This is a genomic window from Sphingobacterium sp. MYb388 (assembly GCF_037479535.1).
GTDB classification, from domain to species: domain Bacteria; phylum Bacteroidota; class Bacteroidia; order Sphingobacteriales; family Sphingobacteriaceae; genus Sphingobacterium; species Sphingobacterium anhuiense.
The window spans coordinates 144357-163268 of the sequence record NZ_JBBGYV010000006.1 but is presented as its reverse complement, the minus strand read 5'-3'; the positions used below and the strand labels follow the sequence as shown (position 1 = coordinate 163268).

Annotated in this window: 21 protein-coding genes; 17 read left to right on the top strand and 4 right to left on the bottom strand. The window is 35.5% G+C overall.

The features are described 5' to 3' along the window. Positions 1-87 precede the first annotated feature (87 nt). From WH188_RS18525 to WH188_RS18500, 6 genes are all read left to right on the top strand, one after another. On the top strand, positions 88-1068 hold the full coding sequence (locus WH188_RS18525) for a deoxyhypusine synthase family protein (RefSeq protein ID WP_021188785.1): 981 nt from the start codon (positions 88-90) through the stop codon (positions 1066-1068). Between the two features lie 7 nt (positions 1069-1075). Then, the gene (locus WH188_RS18520) at positions 1076-1633 is read left to right on the top strand and encodes a hypothetical protein (RefSeq protein ID WP_168128248.1); all 558 of its coding nucleotides are present in this window, start codon (positions 1076-1078) and stop codon (positions 1631-1633) included. A gap of 67 nt (positions 1634-1700) precedes the next feature. Next, entirely contained in the window at positions 1701-2273 is a 573-nt protein-coding gene (locus WH188_RS18515; RefSeq protein ID WP_168128247.1) for a non-canonical purine NTP diphosphatase, read from the top strand. Positions 2274-2275: 2 nt separating this feature from the next. After that, entirely contained in the window at positions 2276-3241 is a 966-nt protein-coding gene (locus WH188_RS18510) for a glycosyl transferase family 90 (RefSeq protein ID WP_168128246.1), read from the top strand. A gap of 129 nt (positions 3242-3370) precedes the next feature. Continuing rightward, the gene (locus WH188_RS18505; protein WP_168128245.1) at positions 3371-4189 is read left to right on the top strand and encodes a helix-turn-helix domain-containing protein; all 819 of its coding nucleotides are present in this window, start codon (positions 3371-3373) and stop codon (positions 4187-4189) included. 80 nt (positions 4190-4269) lie between these two features. Beyond that, positions 4270-4848: a DUF417 family protein gene (locus WH188_RS18500; protein WP_168128244.1), complete on the top strand. Its 579-nt coding sequence runs from the start codon at positions 4270-4272 to the stop codon at positions 4846-4848. 70 nt (positions 4849-4918) lie between these two features. On the opposite strand, the gene WH188_RS18495 is transcribed toward WH188_RS18500, so the two are convergent. Then, entirely contained in the window at positions 4919-7276 is a 2358-nt protein-coding gene (locus WH188_RS18495; RefSeq protein ID WP_339424454.1) for an OstA-like protein, read from the bottom strand. A gap of 142 nt (positions 7277-7418) precedes the next feature. On the opposite strand from WH188_RS18495, the gene tilS reads away from it, so the two are divergent. The 7 genes from tilS (at position 7419) to WH188_RS18460 (ending at position 12207) form a co-directional block, all read left to right on the top strand. Beyond that, positions 7419-8744, top strand: a complete 1326-nt coding sequence (gene tilS / locus WH188_RS18490) for a tRNA lysidine(34) synthetase TilS (protein ID WP_168128242.1) — start codon at positions 7419-7421, stop codon at positions 8742-8744. 1 nt (position 8745) lies between these two features. Then, on the top strand, positions 8746-9240 hold the full coding sequence (locus WH188_RS18485; protein ID WP_132772360.1) for a hypothetical protein: 495 nt from the start codon (positions 8746-8748) through the stop codon (positions 9238-9240). 92 nt (positions 9241-9332) lie between these two features. Then, on the top strand, positions 9333-9656 hold the full coding sequence (locus WH188_RS18480) for a DUF4834 family protein (protein WP_021188792.1): 324 nt from the start codon (positions 9333-9335) through the stop codon (positions 9654-9656). A gap of 35 nt (positions 9657-9691) precedes the next feature. Beyond that, positions 9692-10795, top strand: a complete 1104-nt coding sequence (gene recF, locus WH188_RS18475) for a DNA replication/repair protein RecF (RefSeq protein WP_021188793.1) — start codon at positions 9692-9694, stop codon at positions 10793-10795. Continuing rightward, positions 10788-11114 (top strand): DUF721 domain-containing protein, encoded by a 327-nt coding sequence (locus WH188_RS18470; protein ID WP_021188794.1) that lies wholly within the window; start codon positions 10788-10790, stop codon positions 11112-11114. The genes recF and WH188_RS18470 overlap by 8 nt, the downstream gene beginning before the upstream one ends. 29 nt (positions 11115-11143) lie before the next feature. Next, entirely contained in the window at positions 11144-11716 is a 573-nt protein-coding gene (locus WH188_RS18465; RefSeq protein WP_168128241.1) for a Crp/Fnr family transcriptional regulator, read from the top strand. Positions 11717-11760: 44 nt separating this feature from the next. Continuing rightward, on the top strand, positions 11761-12207 hold the full coding sequence (locus WH188_RS18460) for an SRPBCC domain-containing protein (protein ID WP_168128240.1): 447 nt from the start codon (positions 11761-11763) through the stop codon (positions 12205-12207). Here WH188_RS18460 and WH188_RS18455 read toward each other — a convergent pair. The 3 genes from WH188_RS18455 to sucC form a co-directional block, all read right to left on the bottom strand. After that, positions 12202-12822, bottom strand: coding sequence for an L-threonylcarbamoyladenylate synthase (locus WH188_RS18455; protein WP_021188797.1), 621 nt, complete (start codon positions 12820-12822; stop codon positions 12202-12204). The genes WH188_RS18460 and WH188_RS18455 overlap by 6 nt on opposite strands. Before the next feature lie 100 nt (positions 12823-12922). Beyond that, the gene (gene asnS, locus WH188_RS18450; protein ID WP_132843754.1) at positions 12923-14368 is read right to left on the bottom strand and encodes an asparagine--tRNA ligase; all 1446 of its coding nucleotides are present in this window, start codon (positions 14366-14368) and stop codon (positions 12923-12925) included. Between the two features lie 184 nt (positions 14369-14552). After that, a complete protein-coding gene (gene sucC / locus WH188_RS18445; RefSeq protein ID WP_132772350.1) occupies positions 14553-15746 on the bottom strand; it encodes an ADP-forming succinate--CoA ligase subunit beta in 1194 nt (397 codons plus the stop codon). A gap of 173 nt (positions 15747-15919) precedes the next feature. Between sucC and WH188_RS18440 the strand changes: the two genes are divergently transcribed. The 4 genes from WH188_RS18440 (at position 15920) to WH188_RS18425 (ending at position 18857) form a co-directional block, all read left to right on the top strand. Further along, positions 15920-16573 (top strand): ABC transporter ATP-binding protein, encoded by a 654-nt coding sequence (locus WH188_RS18440; RefSeq protein WP_183916712.1) that lies wholly within the window; start codon positions 15920-15922, stop codon positions 16571-16573. Positions 16574-16669: 96 nt separating this feature from the next. Then, a complete protein-coding gene (locus WH188_RS18435; RefSeq protein ID WP_132772346.1) occupies positions 16670-17158 on the top strand; it encodes a hypothetical protein in 489 nt (162 codons plus the stop codon). Positions 17159-17165: 7 nt separating this feature from the next. Continuing rightward, entirely contained in the window at positions 17166-17711 is a 546-nt protein-coding gene (locus WH188_RS18430; protein ID WP_168128239.1) for an HAD family hydrolase, read from the top strand. A 138-nt stretch (positions 17712-17849) separates the two neighbouring features. Then, complete coding sequence (locus tag WH188_RS18425) at positions 17850-18857, top strand: LacI family DNA-binding transcriptional regulator (protein ID WP_021188801.1); 1008 nt, start codon at positions 17850-17852, stop codon at positions 18855-18857. The last annotated feature ends 55 nt before the right edge of the window (positions 18858-18912 follow it).

The following is an 18912-nucleotide window of genomic DNA, read 5'->3' as shown; positions in this document are numbered from 1 at the left end:
TGCTGTTTGGCAGACCTCCAAGCTTAAAATAAATAATATTCAGTACCTTTGCTACACTTATTATTTTATTAAAAGTAACAAAATATTATGAGTACACAAAAAGGTCCTATTTCTCAGTTTATTGAGGAAAATTACCTTCACTTCAATGCTGCGGCATTGGTGGATGCAGCTAAAGGTTATGAGGCTCATCTATTAGAAGGTGGTAAAATGTTAATTTCTTTAGGTGGTGCAATGAGTACTGCTGAATTGGGAATTTCTTTGGCTGAAATGATTCGTCAAGATAAAGTACATATCATCTCATGTACAGGTGCTAACCTGGAGGAGGATGTTATGAATTTAGTAGCACACTCACATTACAAGCGTGTTCCTAACTATCGTGACTTGACTCCAGAGCAAGAAAGAGAATTATTAGATCAACATTATAATCGTGTTACAGATACTTGTATTCCTGAAGAGGAAGCATTCCGTCGTTTACAGAAACATTTGGAAGATGTATGGCATGCAGCTGAAGCAAAAGGTGAGCGTTATTTACCACACGAATTTTTATACCAGGTGGTTAATTCCGGAGTGTTGGAACAATATTACGAAATTGATCCTAAAAACTCTTGGATTGTTGCTGCTGCAGAGAAAAACTTGCCTATCGTTTGTCCAGGATGGGAAGATTCAACGACAGGTAACATCTTTACTTCTAATGTAATCAAAGGTAAATTAAATGTTCATACAGTGAAATCTGGTATCGAATATATGATTTACTTAACAGAGTGGTACCGTGCTAACTCTTCTGGTAAGGGTGTTGGTTTCTTCCAAATCGGTGGTGGTATCTCTGGTGATTTCCCTATTTGTGTTGTTCCGATGATGTACCAAGATTTAGAGTGGGAAGATGTTCCTTTCTGGTCTTACTTCTGTCAGATCTCTGATTCAACAACATCTTACGGTTCTTACTCTGGTGCTGTTCCAAATGAAAAAATCACTTGGGGTAAATTAGATATCGATACACCTAAATTCGTAGTTGAGTCTGATGCAACTATTGTTGCTCCTTTGATTTTCTCTTATATTTTGGGTAAATAATAAGAATATGTCGAATTTACTGACTACAGACCCCATTGCTTTACAGGCATTCATGTCCGAGACTATATTCGCGACGGCCGATGCTGTAGAAGCTTTTTCGGGTCAGTCTGAATCGGTATCTTCACCTTTAAATCCTCAACAGGTTACTGCTCATCAGGAATCTGTTGAGGAATTTATATATCAAGGCTCTAAAGCAAAAGGAATTCTGTTTATCTTAAGATATCCCGCTTATCCTTACTTTTCTCCGGAAGCAGAGGAGGCATTTGTAAAGACAATTGGGGCGCTTAAGCTAACAGTTGCTGATGTTGCGGTTGTTAATTTGGCCAATGCACACAATCCAAATGACTTTAAGCGAATTATGTCATTTTTCACTCCTAAAAAGATTATTCTTCTAGGCGTTGAACCTTTATCATTAAAGTTGCCTGAGATTGCGCATAACTCCTATATGCACGGTCGTATTGCGACAGTCTTCAATACCTACAGTTTTGAAGAGATGTTTGCAGACATGGTTAAGAAAAAAGCTTTTTGGACTGAGTTTAAGTCATTAATTCAACATCAGAGCTAGTCTTTAGCTCGGATAATTAGCTGTTTTTTCTATTATATTTAATACATTTGAATAAAATCTTATTCGGATGATTGAACTTATTTTTGCGACTAATAATGCACATAAATTGGAAGAGGTGCAGGCTATTGTAGGAAAGAAATTCCTACTTAAATCTTTGTCTGATATTGATTGCCATGAAGATATTCCTGAAACAGGTGTTACTTTTCATGAGAATGCAAAACAGAAGACAGATTATTTAGTCAATAAATATGGATTAAATTGTTTCGGAGATGATTCTGGGTTGGAAATTGATGCATTAAATGGTGAACCAGGTGTGTATTCGGCCCGTTATTCTGGTAGCCGTGATATGGAAAAAAATATTAATTTGGTTCTAGAGAAGTTAGCAGGTATCGCTAATCGTACCGCTCGATTTAAAACAGTGATTTCACTTAACCTAAACGGTCAGCAACATTTTTTTGAAGGTAGTATTGAAGGCCACATTATTGATGAACGTAAAGGTGCGGATGGATTTGGTTATGACCCTATTTTTATACCAAATGGCTATAGTAAAACATTTGCGGAAATGACGGCAGACGAGAAAAATAGTATCAGCCACCGGGCAGTCGCTGTTCAGAAATTAGCCGCGTTTTTGAGTAATTAGAAATGAATATAAAACGAATATTTTTTAAGAATAAGAATTTTAAGTTTGGATATTATGTGAAAGCTAGTTTCCGGGAATATTCATTTTTGCCTTTGTTTCGATTCAAAAGAGTAGCAATGATCAACAATCTTTCTTCTTATGACCATGCTATAATTGATCGTCTGGCTTATTACAATAAACTAGATGAGATTCAAACAGTGGGAGAGGGTGCTTGCTACTTAAAGGATATGAAGAGACCTAAAAAAGGTTCGGTTTATTATTTTGATCTGAAAGAATATTTACGATATTTTGACGGTGATCTTCGAATAGATATGATTCCAGGTGATGTTGTTGATATTCCCAAAACACCTGCAATTGTGAAAAGTAGACCTATTGGAGGAAATAACTGCAATTCAGTATTGCTAAATATGGATAAAGTCAGGCATTTTAATTTTATCAAAGATGAGATTGCTTTTCGAGATAAAAAAAATATGTTGCTGGGACGCGCTACAGTTCAACAGGAGCACAGAAGCCGTTTTTTTCAGATCTATTTTGATCATCCTCTGTGCGATTTAGGAGATGTCTCTAAAAAGAATCAACATAAAGGCTGGTATAAACCTGCGATTTCAATAACAGAACATCTACATTATAAATTTATACTGGCCTTAGAAGGAAATGATGTGGCGACCAATTTAAAATGGGTGATGTCATCAAATTCTATTGCCGTAATGCCAATTCCAAAGTTTGAAACTTGGTTTATGGAAGGGTTATTGATCCCTGATTATCATTATATACATATCCAAGATGATTATTCGGATTTAGAAGTGAAATTAAATTATTATATCGAAAATCCGGAAAAGGCAGAAGAAATCATTAAGAATGCACATCAGTTTGTGAAACGGTTTGAAAATCAGATGGTAGAAGATCTGGTTTCTGTCCTGGTATTAGAAAAGTTTTTTATAAAAACTGGTCAAAGAGCAGTATTATAGCAGTAGGTGTTGCTTTTCAATTTAGTCAGCTGTAAATCGATGTTACTTTAATTAAGCGAACGCTAGAATAGTCTATTTTATTTTTTTCAAAGTAGATTATAATGGAGCTAAAAATTTAGAAGAAAAACTATGTTAATCGATATTCAGCATCTTCATACATCTTCGCTTCAAGATGATTTTCAATCGGCTTTATATCAGATTTTTATGTTCGAAAATCCGGCGAAATTTTCGGTTGATTTTTCAAATTATTCCAGCGCGGCTTATAGTTTGGTTTTTTTATCTCCTTATCAACATTTCCAGTGGCAGGGGACAACACCGGCTTCCATTATTAAATTGGAGTTCCATGGTGATTTTTACTGCATTGAATATCATAAAAAGGAAGTTGCTTGCAATGGTTTATTATTTAACAATATCTACTTAACACCATTTGTGACTATTTCTCCGATTTTATTTACTGAAATAAAAAGAATTTTTAATAAAATTGAACTTGAGAAAGATGGAGGAAGTCCATTTTCTGAATCTGTATTAAAATCTTATCTACAACTTGTTTTGGCTCTTTGTAGTAAGGAAAAATCTCTTCAGCTTGTTCATACCGATGTTTATCAGAACGAATTGACAGTTAGTCTAAAATTTCAAGAACTGTTGGAGTCTGCTTTTCTTTTCGAGAGATCGGTGCAATTTTATGCACATGAACTTGCTCTTGGAGTAGATTCATTCAGCAAAAAGGTTAAAAAAGAATTGGGAAAATCTCCTTCCCAATTGATACAGGATCGTGTTGTTCTTGAAGCAAAAAAAATGTTGCATCTGACATATTTATCTGTCAAAGAAATAGCTGCAAAACTTCAATTTGAAGATGAGTTTTACTTTAGCAGGTATTTTAAGAAGAATGTTGGTATTTCTCCTTCAGGTTTTCGAGAGCGTGTAGGGATCTCCATTGTGGCTAAATAATCTATTGAATTTACCGATTTGTCCATGTCATAGCTGATTTATTAAAAGGAAATTTGTAGCCATATCAAATATAGACAACTATGTACAGATTTATTTCTTTTCTAGCGGGACTACAAAATCAATTTATTAATTTTTTACGTTTTGCAGTCTTTCTGGTGATGGCATGGATAGGTGGTTTAAAGGCATTTCAGTACGAAGCTGATGGTATTGTACCTTTTGTAGCCAATAGTCCAGTTATGTCTTTTTTTTACAGCAAGAAGGCACCAGAGTATCAGCAGTATAAAAATCCTGAAGGTAAAACTGTTCAAAAAAATGTGGATTGGCATAATGAAAACAGGACATATCTATTTTCTTATGGCTTGGGAGCGGTTATTGTCGGAATTGGATTTTTTGTTTTATTGGGTATATGGTTCCCGAAAATAGGATTGCTTAGTGGTGTTTTGACATTTGGGATGTCCCTCGTGACTTTATCATTCTTGATTACCACGCCAGAAACATTTGTGCCAAATTTAGGTGGTGATTTTCCGACACCTCACTATGGATTTCCCTATCTTTCCGCAGCAGGGCGTTTGGTTATAAAAGATATTATTATGTTGGCAGCAGGTATTGTGATCGCTGCAGATAGTGCTAAGCGCTTGTTGGTTTCCGAAAGACATTAACTTATTTGAAGATCATCAACAATGCGGTATTATTGACAGGCCGCATTGTTGATGATCTTTTAATTAAATCTTACTTTTTGATCGGTTCTTTATTTGGAGAAACTGCTTTAATAAGAGTGCTATCTTGTACGGCCTGCAATTTTTCTCCTTGAGCCTTACTTTCCATTTTCTGAATTTCCCGCTTAGGCGTAGTTTGTTTTTTAACTTCTTCTTGAGGCTTTTCCTCCGGTTCGCTTTCTATATTTTTAATTGTTTTCTCTTTAGGTTTTCCCTCTTTGTTTTCAGCCTCGGGAACTTTAATCTCGTCTTTTGCAACAGATCGTTTTCTATTGAGTAAATCTTCTTTTGACTTCGGTCTATCTTCCGGCCTCCAAATAAACCCCGGTAGAAATTCTTTTTCTTGCGTTAACTGGGCAATTGGGTAGACTTTACCATCAACTTTTCTAATGGAAACATACTCTTTCAATTTATTGTTTTCCATATAAATTTTAATGCGGCTGCTGCGATCATGGAATAATTCTGTTGCTACATTGGTTTCTTCATTGACGACATAAATGATGTTTTCGGCATTTCCATCAACGAACATCCGCTCTAAACTGTTTTTATCAAAGAATCCGGTTATTTTACGGCCTTTTAACTGATTGTATTTAGCGGAGTCCAAAGTTGCATTTACCATAAAAGCATTACCTACAATTAACGTATTGTCCAGTTTCTGATTCACAAATTGCAGAAAAATCGTATCACCGGATATTTGAGATTTCTCTGCCCAGATCATCGGTTTTCCCATTAGCCTGAACATAGAATCTGCCATACCATAGTAAACAGAATCTGCTACAGCTTGAAAATCGGATTTAAACATGCGCACATTATGGTATGCTTTGACAATACGGGTTTTTGCTGTGTCGGGTGGAGCTGCAGGTTTTTCATGATTGTTTTTCGCAGCTTTAAGAGCTTTATTAAAGATCTGATCACTATAATCTGCTTTTGGGACGACTGCATTTTTTCGCAAAATACTGTCAGCCTTACTATTTTTCTCTAATTCAAAACGATTTAAATCTTTTACAACAGGTTTTGCTGTTGTTTTTTCAGTATTTGGACTTGCTTTTTTAGGCTCCTGTTTGGTTTTTTCTTTTAAGACAGCTTGCTTGTCTTTAATTTTCTTTTGAGGTGCATCGGTATTGATTTCCTTTTTTCCTAAGGTATCACCCTGCTGCTGCAAAGAATCTAAACCTGCTGTAAAATCGGTATCCGTACTATCATTATCGTCTCCATAATCTTCATCTACCTCTACATCGAGCTCACCACCATCACGGCTTAGTTTGAAATTTTTGGGTATATAGGTGCTTCGGAGAATCATTTTTGAGAACAGGGTATCTGCAGTCATAAATATTGAATCCATCTGTACAGAGTCCTTAGGTACTACTACAGGATCTAATTTGACTAGTTTATTCTCTCCCTTGTTATTATCTTTTGAGACAACTTCTTCTTTAACCTTTTTATCTTCTTTTTCTTTCTTCTTTACCTCTTTTTTATTGGACGGATTGGCTTTTGAATTTCCAGTATTTGTTGAATCACTTTGCGTACTATCTTTTTTGACGACAGAGATGATCAAGGGCTTGTCGGTCATCGTGATGGATTCATCCGACTGTCGATATAATCCTTTGTCCCCATAGGCATAAAACTTATCGGTCGTGTCGACAAATACAACATTCCGGATCGCTTCTCCTTCTCCGGTTCGTCGGTCATAATGCAGCGTATCTCCTTTTAGCATTTTACTGCCTTCGGTATATAGATTTTTCTTTGTGAAGTTTGCTACGCCGGTATTGGTATTATAATCTCCTTTTTCTGTATATAGATTTTCCCCTTTATTCCCTTTGATATTGGTAGGGGTATAGAAGTAAGTCATACTGCTAGGCGAATTATACTTCATTGAATCCGTGTATATTTTGACATTTGGTGTTCGTACCACGACTTTTTTATTGAAAAAGGCATCTTGTGTATTTTCGAAATAAGTCGCATTGGTACTCGTAATGGTATCTGTACCACTAGTGATACGGCCGCCACCATAATAATTTCCAACACTACTTCTCATGTTATACTGCAGATGATTGGTCGTAAGTATGGAAGACCGACTGACCATACGGACGTTTTGCGTTAGCGTTGCATTTTGTGAAGCCGCATCGTAGTGAAGTTTATCCGCGAATATTTGAGTCCCGGTAGGCTGTGTAATGATCACATTGCTATAAGCTTCAAAGAACTGGCGCCCTATGTCGTCTTTATGTAAATAACCGCTATCTGCAGAGAGGGTAGATCCTTTATGTTCATAAACCGGTCTGTAAAACATTGCATTGCCTGTTTTTGAATTGAGAACACTGTAAGAAGACGACAATAAACGGAGTTCATCTTGCTGTTGTGCAGATGCTAGCATGAGGCCCAGGGCCATAAATATAAAGGACAAAAAGTATTGTTTCACAGAGACAAAAATATGTATTTTAATTGAACTTGTTGATTAATGGTAATTTTTCATTTAAACAAATATATGCTCAAAAAATATACATTATCTTTGATATATGAATTTGCTGGAAAGATTAACATTTTTTATCAAAGATAACAGCCTTTTTGAGGATGATGATAAGATCTTGTTGACAGTGAGCGGTGGACGCGATTCGATGCTTTTGACTTTTTTATTGGCAAAGGCCGGTTATCAGATAGCTATTGCTCATTGTAATTTTAAATTACGTGGTGCAGAATCTGATCTGGATGAGTGCTTGGTTCGGGATTTCGCTGAAGCGCATGGTATCCCTTTTTATGTGAGGCATTTCGACACAGAGCAGATAGCTTCCGAAAGAGGAATTTCTATACAGATGGCTGCGCGCGAACTGCGGTATTCCTGGTTTGAAGAATTAAGAGAAGCGTTAAGTTTTGACAAAATAGCTGTTGCACAGCATTTGAATGATCATATTGAAACGGTGTTGTTAAATCTATCCCGTGGAACAGGCCTTCAAGGCCTACAGGGCATTCAGGCAAAACGCGACCGTCTGATTCGTCCATTACTGTTTCTTAAAGCAGAGGAAGTATTGCATTATGTCCAGGAATATCAGATTCCATACCGTGATGATCAATCCAACTTTTCGACAAAATATGCGCGTAATAAAGTACGTATCGACATTATTCCGCAATTTAAAAAAATGCAACCTGATTTTGAACGTATTTTTGAACAGAACATTGCTCACTTCAAGGAAAGCTATGCTTTGTTGCAACAATTCATAACACCCCTTCGTAATGACCTTTTTATAAAGGAACAAGAAGCTTGGATTATTGAAAAGGAAAAGCTTCGGAAGCATATAACGGATCTTCCCCTGTTGTATGAATTATTTTCACCATTTTGTTTTAGTAAAAGTGTGCTGACCGATCTCCAATCTTGTTTTGATAAGGAATCAGGTCGATTGTTTCAATCTGAGGGATACGATCTGTTACTTGATCGCGATTTTTTGATTATTCGTGAAAAAGAGTATAAGCAGGAAGATGAAACCATTATTACTTCAGAAACTAAATCTGTATCTTGGAGAAATTATAGTTTTTGTTGTGATTATAGTCATGATGTTTCTATTGTTCGGGATAAGCAGATTGCAAAAATAGATGCTAATCTTCTGATTTTTCCTTTGACGCTAAGAGCTTGGAAAACGGGTGATTATTTCTATCCTTTGGGAATGACAGGACGTAAAAAATTGAGTGATCTTTTTAATAATTATAAGGTGAATGTTTTTGAAAAGGGAAATGTTCCAATTTTAATAAACGGTAACGGCGATATCATCTGGGTAGCAAACTATCAACTTGATAATCGATATAAAATAAGTGGAAATACAAATAAAGTGTTTATTTTAAGCTGTAAATAACATGATAAAAGAAGGACTTCTATATACTGAAAATCAATATTTGGGACGGGACCGTGTTTGGATAAGTGTACGTCTGGTTCTGGCCTTGTTTTGTTTTACAGCTGTTTATCTCAACATAGATCAATTACTTTCCAGCCAATTGTTTTTTTTAGTCGGAATAGCGATTATTATTACCTCTGTGGTCATGATGTATCTATTGCTGTACCGTATCGAAGTTTTTGAAGGAAAGGTGATGTTGAGTGGCTTATGGACTACGCGCTTAGTTAAAATTGAATTGAGTTCAATTGTTAAGGTGGAAAAAAAACCATTTAGTAAGTTTTTCTTCAATAATCCTGTTTATAATCTACATATTAATGGTAAGATTAAGTTTTATGCAGGTGGGAAAGATGCGGTATGGTTAACAGATAAAGATGGTCTGGTGTACGTAATTGGTACGCAACGTCAAGAGGAATTATTTCGTGCAATTGAGACAGCAAAGTCCAAAACAAACCCTTAAAAATTGTTAAATCGAATATACTGACATTTTTAAGACAACTGTTTTGAACGAGATTCTTTATTTTTGATTAAAATGACAACGAATATAAAGTTATGGCAGGATTATTAAAATTTTTATTGATTGCATTCGCTGTATGGTATTTAGTTAAATTCTTAATTCGATTAATATTACCATTTGCAATGCGTAAGGCTGCAGAAAAGCTTATGAAAAAAGCGCAGCAACAAGGTGGCTCTACCTATACCAATGGTGGTGGCTCGTTCCATTATGAAACATTTGGTCAAAATAATAACAGTTCGCAATCAGCTCCAAAAACAGATGGTCGTATATCGGTAGATTATGTTCCACCTAAACAAGAGTCAAAAAGAAAAGTGGCTGACAATGCTGGTGAATTTGTGGATTTTGAAGAAATAAAATAGATGAGTTGCTACGCTAAATAGCGTATCTTTGTGCTATGTGGTTGCGTCAGCTTTCAGTTTTAAATTTTAAAAATTATTCAGAGTCTTCTTTAGAATTCCTACCGGAGGTAAATGCTTTTGCGGGGGATAATGGTGTTGGTAAAACCAATCTTTTGGATGCTATACATTATCTTTCCCTATGTAAAAGTTATTTTAATCCCATCGACTCGCAACATATTAAACAGGGCCAAGACTGGTTTATGTTGCAGGGTTCATTCGAAAAAAACGAATTTCAAGATGTTATTTCCTGTAGCATCAAACGTAATCAAAAGAAACAATTTAAGAAAAATAAAAAGGATTATCCTAGATTGGCTGATCATATCGGTCAGTTTCCTTTGGTAATGATCTCTCCTAATGATACCCTAATTATTACTGATGGCAGTGAAGAACGCCGTAAATTTATCGATAATGTCATCTCGCAGACAGATAATAAATATCTGGATACGCTTATTATTTACAATAAAATCATTGCCCAGCGTAATATGCTACTAAAGCTGGCCAAACAAAGTGGGGTATTGGATCTTGGTCTTGTTGAAGTGCTAAACATGCAACTCGATGAAGTTGGTACTGTCATTTATAATAAACGTATTGCTTTTATGGCTGAATTTCAGCCAGAATTTGATCGGCATTACTTATACCTGACTGAAAATGCAGAGACTGTCCAGCTTGTCTATGAATCTCCTTTGATGGAAGATTCATTTTTGAACATTTTGGAAAAGAACCTGGAACGCGACCGGGCACTGGAGAGAACCACAGTGGGTATACATAAAGATGATCTAATTTTCACCATCCACGGAGGTATGCCCTTGAAAAAATTTGGTTCTCAGGGTCAGCAAAAATCATTTTTAATTGCACTAAAATTAGCACAGTATTCCTTTTTTCAGCAAAAGAAAGGCTTTAAACCGCTATTGCTTTTGGATGATATTTTTGACAAATTGGATGATAAACGTACGCACAAACTGATGCAGATGGTATCTGATGATGAATTTGGTCAAATTTTTCTAACAGATACAGATGCAAAAAGAATTAAGCGAATTTTTGATGCGATTGCCAGTCCAGTGCGTATCTTTGACATAGCAGGAGGTGAAGTTTATGTATAATAAGAAGTATAAGGGCGGATTGGAATATATTCGTTCGAGTGATGATATCACAATAAAAGAGGCGATTGACCGTCTTTTGGATGCTTACAAATTGAAACGTAAATTTGAAGAAACTTCTATTCTGGCAGTATGGCCAACGTTGATAGGTAAGGCTATTGCCAATCGGACAAAACAGATCTATATTAAAGACAAAAAACTCTTTGTAAAGGTCGAGTCTGCTGTAATTAAAAATGAACTTGTTTTAATGCGCAGGCAGATATTGGGACGAGTCAATGAGCATGTTGGTCACGTCATCGTTGAAGAACTTGTCGTTTTATAATTTAATTTTCAAATCTTCAGTATTAGGAGATGAATACATTTTTTCAAGATCAAATTGCGAAGCTTTTTGATGTTTACCCCAATAATCTGACCGCCATATTATCTTCTTTTGTCGAAGAGGATCTTTTAAAAGGAACATATTTTTTAGAACACGGTAAACGCTGTGATCGATTGAGTTTTATTCAGTCGGGTATTGTCCGCGTGTTTAAAGAAAATGCTTCAGGCGAGGTTACGCAATGGATAGGGCAGGAGGGGTACTTCGTTACTGACTTATCTTCGTTTCTTTTTGATGAGCCTGCCAGATGGAGTATTCAGGTCTTAGAGGATACGAAGTTACTTTCCATTTCTAAACAGGATTATCTTTTATTTGAACAGCAGATCCCTGATTGGAATCGGTTGGAAAAAAGATTTATAGCGAAATGTTTTTTACAATTGGAAGATCGCATATATAACTTTATAGCGCATACGGCAGAAGAACGCTATCATTTATATTTTGAACAGCATAAAGCGCTGTTTAACCGAGTGCCGCTTCAATACATTGCGTCTGTACTGGGTATGTCTCCAGAAACATTGAGCCGAATAAGAGCAAAAATTAATTCTTGATAAAAGTCAAGTGTATGGTTATTTGAATATACTAGTTTTGGTATATGAAAGCACATATCGAACAGACAATTACTATTAATACATCAATCGAATCAGTTTGGAATGTATTAGCTGATTTTAATAGTTACTCTATCTGGAGCCCTACAATTAAGCATTTTTTTTCTATTCCAAGCGTTGGAGAAAGATCGAAGGTTAGATTGGAACAGCCTGATGGACCAAGTATGACCATGAATCCGATGTTTTTAGTAATTAATTCTCAGAAGGAGCTTCGTTGGAAAGGCAGTCTTTTTATTCCAGGTTTGTTCGATGGCGAACATTATTTTATACTCGAAAAAAAATCTGATCATGCAACAGTTGTGACTCAAGGTGAATACTTTTCCGGAGTGTTGGTTTATTTTTTTCGAAAGATGATTTATGGTGTAACCTCCAATGGTTTTAAGTCTTTTAATGAAGCTTTAAAGAAACAGGTGGAGAATAGGAATATCTTATAGATATTCCTCTAAGTTTCCTTTGCCAGCTCTGATAACTTCAAATTCGCCCTCTGTAAGGTCAACTACTGTAGAAGCAACATTATCACCATAACCACCATCAATTACTAAATCGACTAGATTTTCATATTTTTCATGGATCAATTCTGGATCTGTTGAATACTCTAGAATGTCATCTTCATCTCGAATGGAGGCTGTAACAATGGGATTACCAAGCACACGTACGATTTCGCGTACGATATTATTATCAGGAACACGGATACCCACTGTTTTCTTTTTGGAACTTAATAATTTTGGAACTTGACTGCTGGCATTAAAGATAAATGTAAATGGACCTGGGAGGGCTTTTTTTAATACTCTAAAAACGGTTGTATCAAATGGTTTGGTATACAAAGATATATCTGTCAAGTCATAGCAAATAAAGGATAGATTGGCTTTATCTGCCTTTAATCCTCTAATTTCACAAACTTTTTCTATTGCTTTCTGATTTGTAATGTCGCATCCTATACCATAAACCGTATCGGTGGGGTAGATGATGACTCCACCTTTTTTTAGAACGTCAACAACTTGCTGTATTGACTTTTCATTGGGGTTATTATCGTAAATTCGGACTAACATAACGTTGAGATATAGTACTAAATTACAAATTATTTATAGATAAAAGAAAAACGGTCAAAACTGGATATGTTTTGACCGCTTGCTATCGTATTGTTATCGATTAAAATTCTGCGTTGTTCGGTGTACGAGGGAACGGAATAACATCTCTAATATTGGTCATTCCTGTTACAAATAATACCAAACGCTCGAATCCTAGTCCAAAACCGGAATGCGGAGCTGAGCCATAACGACGTGTATCTAAGAACCATTCCATTTCTTCCGCAGGGATGTTGACTTCAGCCATACGTGATAATAACTTATCTAAATTTTCTTCACGTTGTGATCCGCCCACCATTTCACCGATTCCCGGGAAAAGAATATCCATCGCGCGTACTGTTTTGTGTCCATTAGCATCTACATCATTTTGCTTCATATAAAATGATTTGATCTCCGCTGGATAATCAATCAGGATCACTGGTTTTTTATAATGTTTCTCTACTAAATAACGTTCGTGCTCGGACTGTAAATCAGCTCCCCATTCATCAATTAAGTATTTAAATTGTTTCTTTTGATTTGGTTTACTGCGCTTCAATATGTCGATCGCTTCTGTATAGGTTACGCGTTCGAAATCATTATTCAGTACAAACGTTAATTTATCTATTAGATTTAATTCTGCCCTTTCTGCCGCAGGTTTATTTTTCTCCTCTTCTAATAAACGTGTTTTTAAAAATTCAATTTCTTCAGGACAGGTATCCAGCGCATACTTGATGACATACTTCAACAAATCTTCCGCTAAATCCATGTTATCTTCCAACTCATAAAATGCCATTTCTGGTTCAATCATCCAGAATTCTGCTAAGTGACGAGTTGTATTAGAATTTTCAGCTCGGAAAGTTGGACCAAAGGTATAGATATTCCCAAGGGCCATAGCCGCTAATTCACCTTCTAATTGTCCTGATACGGTTAGATTAGTAGATTTACCAAAAAAGTCTTCTTTAAAATCAATATCACCATTTTCTGTACGTGGAATATTGTTAAGATCTAATGAAGTTACACGGAACATTTCACCAGCACCCTCTGCATCAGAACCAGTAATAATTGGCGTATGCATGTACACAAAATCTTTGTCATTGAAGAATTTGTGAACAGCAAATGCTAAGGCATTACGTACTTTAAAGACAGCATTGAATGTCGTTGTACGGAAACGTAAGTGAGCGATTTCACGTAAAAATTCTAAGCTATGTTTTTTCGGTTGCAAAGGATATTTTTCAGCATCTGAATCACCTAAGATCGTCAACTCATTTACTTTGATCTCAACTTTTTGACCTTTACCTTGTGATTCAATTAAATTTCCTTTTACGCGTAATGCAGCACCTGTTGTGATCCTTTTTAATAAAGCATCGGGTGTGTTTTCAAAATCAACTACTGCTTGGATGTTGTGAATGGAAGATCCATCATTGATTGCTATAAATTGATTGTTTCGGAAAGTTTTAACCCATCCTTTAACAATAACTTCATGCCCAAATTCAGTGGCATTTAATAATTCTTTTATACGTGTATGTTCCATTTTTATTGTGGCATTTCAAATCAGGTCTAAATAATAGATCAGGATCTTATTTTTTTGTATGAAACTCAAAAATAGGGTATAATTTATAAAAATCCTTTATTTATTTAGAAATATTCGGTATTTGTTTTAATTAAAAAAGCCTCTGAGATTTTCAGAGGCTTTTGATATTGTTTTAAAGGGAAGATTATCCTTTTAATACTTTAGTTACTAATTCAGCAGCTTCTTGTAATTGAATTGCAGAATAAACTTGTAAGCCTGAATCATCAATTAATTTTTTCGCTTCAGCAGCATTTGTACCTTGAAGACGTACGATAATTGGCACAGGAATATTTCCGATTTCATTATAAGCATCGATTACACCTTGCGCAACACGGTCACAACGAACGATACCACCGAAGATGTTAATTAAGATTGCTTTTACATTTGGATCTGATAAAATGATATTGAAACCAGCTTTTACCGTTTCAGCATTTGCAGTACCACCTACATCTAGGAAGTTAGCAGGCTCACCACCAGCAATTTTGATGATATCCATAGTTGCCATTGCAAGACCAGCACCATTTACCATACAACCTACGTTACCGTCAAGTTTTACATAGTTTAAGTTAGATTTACCAGCTTCAACTTCTGTAGGATCTTCTTCCGTTACATCACGTAATGCTGCATAATCCGGGTGACGGTATAATGCGTTCTCATCTAAGTCTACTTTCGCATCTACAGCTAAGATTTTATCATCAGATGTTTTTAATACAGGATTGATTTCGAACATAGAAGAATCTGTTGAATCGTATGCTTTATATAAAGCAGCAACGAATTTCACCATTTCTTTATGTGCACCACCAGTTAAGCCTAAGTTGAAAGCAATTTTACGTGCTTGGAAACCTTGTAAACCAACTTTAGGGTCGATTTCTTCTTTGAAGATTAAGTTTGGAGTTTTCTCTGCTACTTCTTCAATATCCATTCCACCTTCTGTAGAATACATAATGATATTACGACCTTTAGCACGGTCTAATAACACAGATACATAAAATTCTTTAGTTTCACTTTCACCAGGATAGTAAACATCTTGAGCAACTAATACTTTATTTACTTTTTTACCTTCAGCGCCAGTTTGAGGAGTTACTAATTGCATACCGATGATATCTGTAGCACGTTGTGATACTTCTTCTAGGTTTTTAGCTAATTTAACGCCACCACCTTTACCGCGACCACCAGCATGAATTTGAGCCTTGATTACAACCCAGTCAGAATTGTATTCTTCTTTCAATTTTTTAGCAGCTTCTACAGCTTGCTCTGGAGTTTCAGCAACAATACCTTCTTGTACTCTTACGCCAAAACTTTTAAGTATTTCTTTTCCTTGATATTCGTGAATGTTCATTGCAAAAATGTTTGTGTTGTAAAAGTATTATTTTTTAAGTGAATGGTCAAGTTCTGAAGCATAAATTTAGCTTAAATTGACTTTTATTATATACTACTTGGCGGATATGGAGTTAAAAGGTCTTGATTTATTCAAAGGTTTTGTTCATAAAAAATATTTAACTTTGTCATATGATGTTACAAGCCAAAAGTATTTTCAAATCATACGGTCCTTTACCTATATTAAAAGGGGTGGATATAGAAGTTGCAAAGGGTGAAATTGTGAGTATTGTTGGAGCTTCTGGAGCTGGAAAAAGTACGCTTCTTCACATTTTAGGGACCTTGGATTTAGCAGATAAGGGGGAACTGTATATCAATGGAACCAACATCAGTGCACTGAATGCAAAAAAACTGAGTGCCTTTCGCAATGAACATATCGGGTTTGTTTTTCAGTTCCATCACCTACTCCCAGAATTTACGGCTTTGGAAAATGTGTGTATCCCAGCATTTATTAAAGGTGTGGGGCGCAAAGATGCAGAAGTTCGTGCGATGGAGATATTGGATTTATTAGGTGTAGCACATCGGGCTAGCCATAAACCGACTCAAATGTCTGGTGGAGAACAACAACGTGTATCTGTTGCTCGTGCCTTAATTAATAACCCTTTTATTATTTTGGCAGATGAACCTTCAGGAAATCTAGATTCTGAAAATGCTACTGCATTACATCAGTTGTTTTTTGACCTAAGGGATAAATTTGAACAAACTTTTGTCATCGTTACTCATAATGAAGAGCTGGCACGTATTTCGGACCGTACTATTCATATGCGTGATGGAATTGTGATCGTATAGTATGTATACAGTCATTATAAGTCACTTAGAATACATAAACCGCGATAAATGTATTGCTCATAAGAACTTTATCGCTTAAAAAAACACTTTATTCTGATGAAAAAAAGAATACTAATAACCTTTGGAACTAGAGGGCTTGGGCAACGTATTGCAAAGCTATTAGGGGATGAATTTGAAATCTTTTTTGCGAGTTCTGAGGAGATTCCTTCACTGTTATTAAATTCAGGCAAGTATTTTAAATTGCCTGCGGGGTTAATGCCAACCTATGCTCACGAAGTATTAAAAATAAGTTTAGATCATCAGATTGACTATGTCCTGCCTTTGGGAGGTTATGAATTTGAACCTCTAGCCGTGGCCAAAATTTTATTTGAAGAATATGATATTAAGGTAATTGTTCCAGCTCAGGATGTTTTACAAGATTACTATGTGATTGAAAATCCACCAAAAGAATTATCACTTGCTTTATTAGTTGATGGTAAGTCATTGATTGATGATTTTACAACTGAACATCCTGGACTGGATGGTTTGTTTGTGGTATCGGATTCAGGTGATGATTTTGCCTTATGTGCTGTTTCAAAAGATTAATTGTTTTATGTTAAGATATCAAGATTTCCCAACGGATAAAAAGGTATTTATTTTTGAACTGGATGACGTTATTTATCCAAAACGGGACTATTTATTACAGGTTTATTATCTTTTTGCTAATTTTCTTGAATTTACAGAGACCTTTCCTCCTCAGGCTGATTTGGTTACATTTTTTAAGAATCATCTAGATAGTCAAGGAGAAGATATGATCTTTGAACATGCTGCCGAAGTTTTTCATTTTGATTTAAAGTATAAAGAGCATTTCGAAAGATTATTTGTTAATGCTGTTTTACCCGTTAAATTATTGATGAAAGATGGTATTCCAGAATTATTAACAGCTATTGTTAATGCAGATAAACAGATCTGTATTTTGACGAAAGGGAACCCGCTTATGCAGTTGAATAAAATAAAACATATGGAGTGGGGGCCTTTGGCATCTAAATTAAAGGTTTATTTTGTTGATGAGTTAAAATTCCGCAATTTGGAGCCTCTCGATTATATAGCTGAAGAGCTACAAATAGCTAAAAATGATTTTATATATCAAGATTGTTAGTTTTTCGATTTAGCCATTGATTATCAGTTATTTAAATTTATGTAATTAATTGCTTTTTTCTAAAATTAAACTCTAATTCTAAAAAATATGCTAAAAAATGTTATATTTATCAGAATGTAAATTTAGTGAGATTCGACTATGAGTATACAAGGAGATAAACCAACAACAATTAAGGAAATAGCGAAGAAGCTGAAAATTTCACCCTCTACTGTATCTCGAGCGTTGAATGACCATCCAAGTATTGGATTAGTGACGACCATGCGTGTGAAAAAAGTTGCTGAGGAATTGAATTATGAGCCTAACCAAACGGCGATATTTTTTAAGCAACGCAAAACTTTTACAATCGGTGTTTTATTACCAAGTCTATCTGAACCATTTTTCTCTTCTGCAATTAGTGAAATTGAAAATGTTTCCAACGACCGTAAGTATACCGTGATCATGGGACAATCTTTGGACGATGCCGAAAGAGAAGAGAGAATTTTGAAAACCTTTAAAAGCCATCGTGTTGATGGTGTTTTAATGTCAGTAGGTAAAAATACCACAAATCTTGAGTTTCTTGAAAAGCTAGAAAATTCTGGAACACCAATTGTATTCTTTGACTGTGTACCCGATATTCCTAAAATTAATAAAGTTGAAAGTGATCTAGCAACGGGTATGAACGAAGCTATTGATGCTTTCGTTGCTCGGGGTCATGCTAAAATAGCACTTATTAATGGTCCACAATTGCTTCCTGCAAGTGAAGAACGCAAAAATTCCTTTTTATCCGCTTTGAAACGTAATGGCTTGGACTATGATGAAAAGTATATTGTGAATACGGATTTAACGACTGAGGGAAATGAGGCTGCTATGGAGAAACTATATGCCTTACCTGAAAGGCCTACAGCAGTTGTGTCTTTTAATGACTTTGTGACTTTAGATGTTATGAAGGCTGCCCGAAACAGAGGTCTGGTTCTTAATCATGATATTCACTTTATTAGTTATGCGAATTATCCTCTCTGGAAATATATGGAAAATCCTCCAATGGGATGTATTGAACAATTTCCAGGAAACCAAGCTAAGAAAGCAGCTGAGATTTTATTTGAAAAAATAAATAATCCTGATCTTGCTCCACAACAGATTGTATTTAAGTCGAGATTGATTATGTAATCATTCTTTTAACATAAAATAGAAAGGGCTTATCATTATGATAAGCCCTTTCTAT

What these genes read in the sequence shown, in the direction of transcription:
- WH188_RS18470 (WP_021188794.1), top strand. Translation starts at nt 10,788, where the DNA reads ATGTATAATAAGAAGTATAAGGGCGGATTGGAATATATTCGTTCGAGT.
- WH188_RS18525 (WP_021188785.1), top strand. Translation starts at nt 88, where the DNA reads ATGAGTACACAAAAAGGTCCTATTTCTCAGTTTATTGAGGAAAATTAC.
- WH188_RS18495 (WP_339424454.1), bottom strand. Translation starts at nt 7,276, where the DNA reads ATGCTAGCATCTGCACAACAGCAAGATGAACTCCGTTTATTGTCGTCT.
- asnS (WP_132843754.1), bottom strand. Translation starts at nt 14,368, where the DNA reads ATGGAACATACACGTATAAAAGAATTATTAAATGCCACTGAATTTGGG.
- recF (WP_021188793.1), top strand. Translation starts at nt 9,692, where the DNA reads ATGTGGTTGCGTCAGCTTTCAGTTTTAAATTTTAAAAATTATTCAGAG.
- WH188_RS18460 (WP_168128240.1), top strand. Translation starts at nt 11,761, where the DNA reads ATGAAAGCACATATCGAACAGACAATTACTATTAATACATCAATCGAA.
- WH188_RS18455 (WP_021188797.1), bottom strand. Translation starts at nt 12,822, where the DNA reads ATGTTAGTCCGAATTTACGATAATAACCCCAATGAAAAGTCAATACAG.
- WH188_RS18515 (WP_168128247.1), top strand. Translation starts at nt 1,701, where the DNA reads ATGATTGAACTTATTTTTGCGACTAATAATGCACATAAATTGGAAGAG.
- WH188_RS18435 (WP_132772346.1), top strand. Translation starts at nt 16,670, where the DNA reads ATGAAAAAAAGAATACTAATAACCTTTGGAACTAGAGGGCTTGGGCAA.
- WH188_RS18465 (WP_168128241.1), top strand. Translation starts at nt 11,144, where the DNA reads ATGAATACATTTTTTCAAGATCAAATTGCGAAGCTTTTTGATGTTTAC.
- WH188_RS18485 (WP_132772360.1), top strand. Translation starts at nt 8,746, where the DNA reads ATGATAAAAGAAGGACTTCTATATACTGAAAATCAATATTTGGGACGG.
- WH188_RS18520 (WP_168128248.1), top strand. Translation starts at nt 1,076, where the DNA reads ATGTCGAATTTACTGACTACAGACCCCATTGCTTTACAGGCATTCATG.
- WH188_RS18510 (WP_168128246.1), top strand. Translation starts at nt 2,276, where the DNA reads ATGAATATAAAACGAATATTTTTTAAGAATAAGAATTTTAAGTTTGGA.
- WH188_RS18505 (WP_168128245.1), top strand. Translation starts at nt 3,371, where the DNA reads ATGTTAATCGATATTCAGCATCTTCATACATCTTCGCTTCAAGATGAT.
- WH188_RS18480 (WP_021188792.1), top strand. Translation starts at nt 9,333, where the DNA reads ATGGCAGGATTATTAAAATTTTTATTGATTGCATTCGCTGTATGGTAT.
- WH188_RS18500 (WP_168128244.1), top strand. Translation starts at nt 4,270, where the DNA reads ATGTACAGATTTATTTCTTTTCTAGCGGGACTACAAAATCAATTTATT.
- WH188_RS18440 (WP_183916712.1), top strand. Translation starts at nt 15,920, where the DNA reads ATGTTACAAGCCAAAAGTATTTTCAAATCATACGGTCCTTTACCTATA.
- WH188_RS18430 (WP_168128239.1), top strand. Translation starts at nt 17,166, where the DNA reads ATGTTAAGATATCAAGATTTCCCAACGGATAAAAAGGTATTTATTTTT.
- WH188_RS18425 (WP_021188801.1), top strand. Translation starts at nt 17,850, where the DNA reads ATGAGTATACAAGGAGATAAACCAACAACAATTAAGGAAATAGCGAAG.
- tilS (WP_168128242.1), top strand. Translation starts at nt 7,419, where the DNA reads ATGAATTTGCTGGAAAGATTAACATTTTTTATCAAAGATAACAGCCTT.
- sucC (WP_132772350.1), bottom strand. Translation starts at nt 15,746, where the DNA reads ATGAACATTCACGAATATCAAGGAAAAGAAATACTTAAAAGTTTTGGC.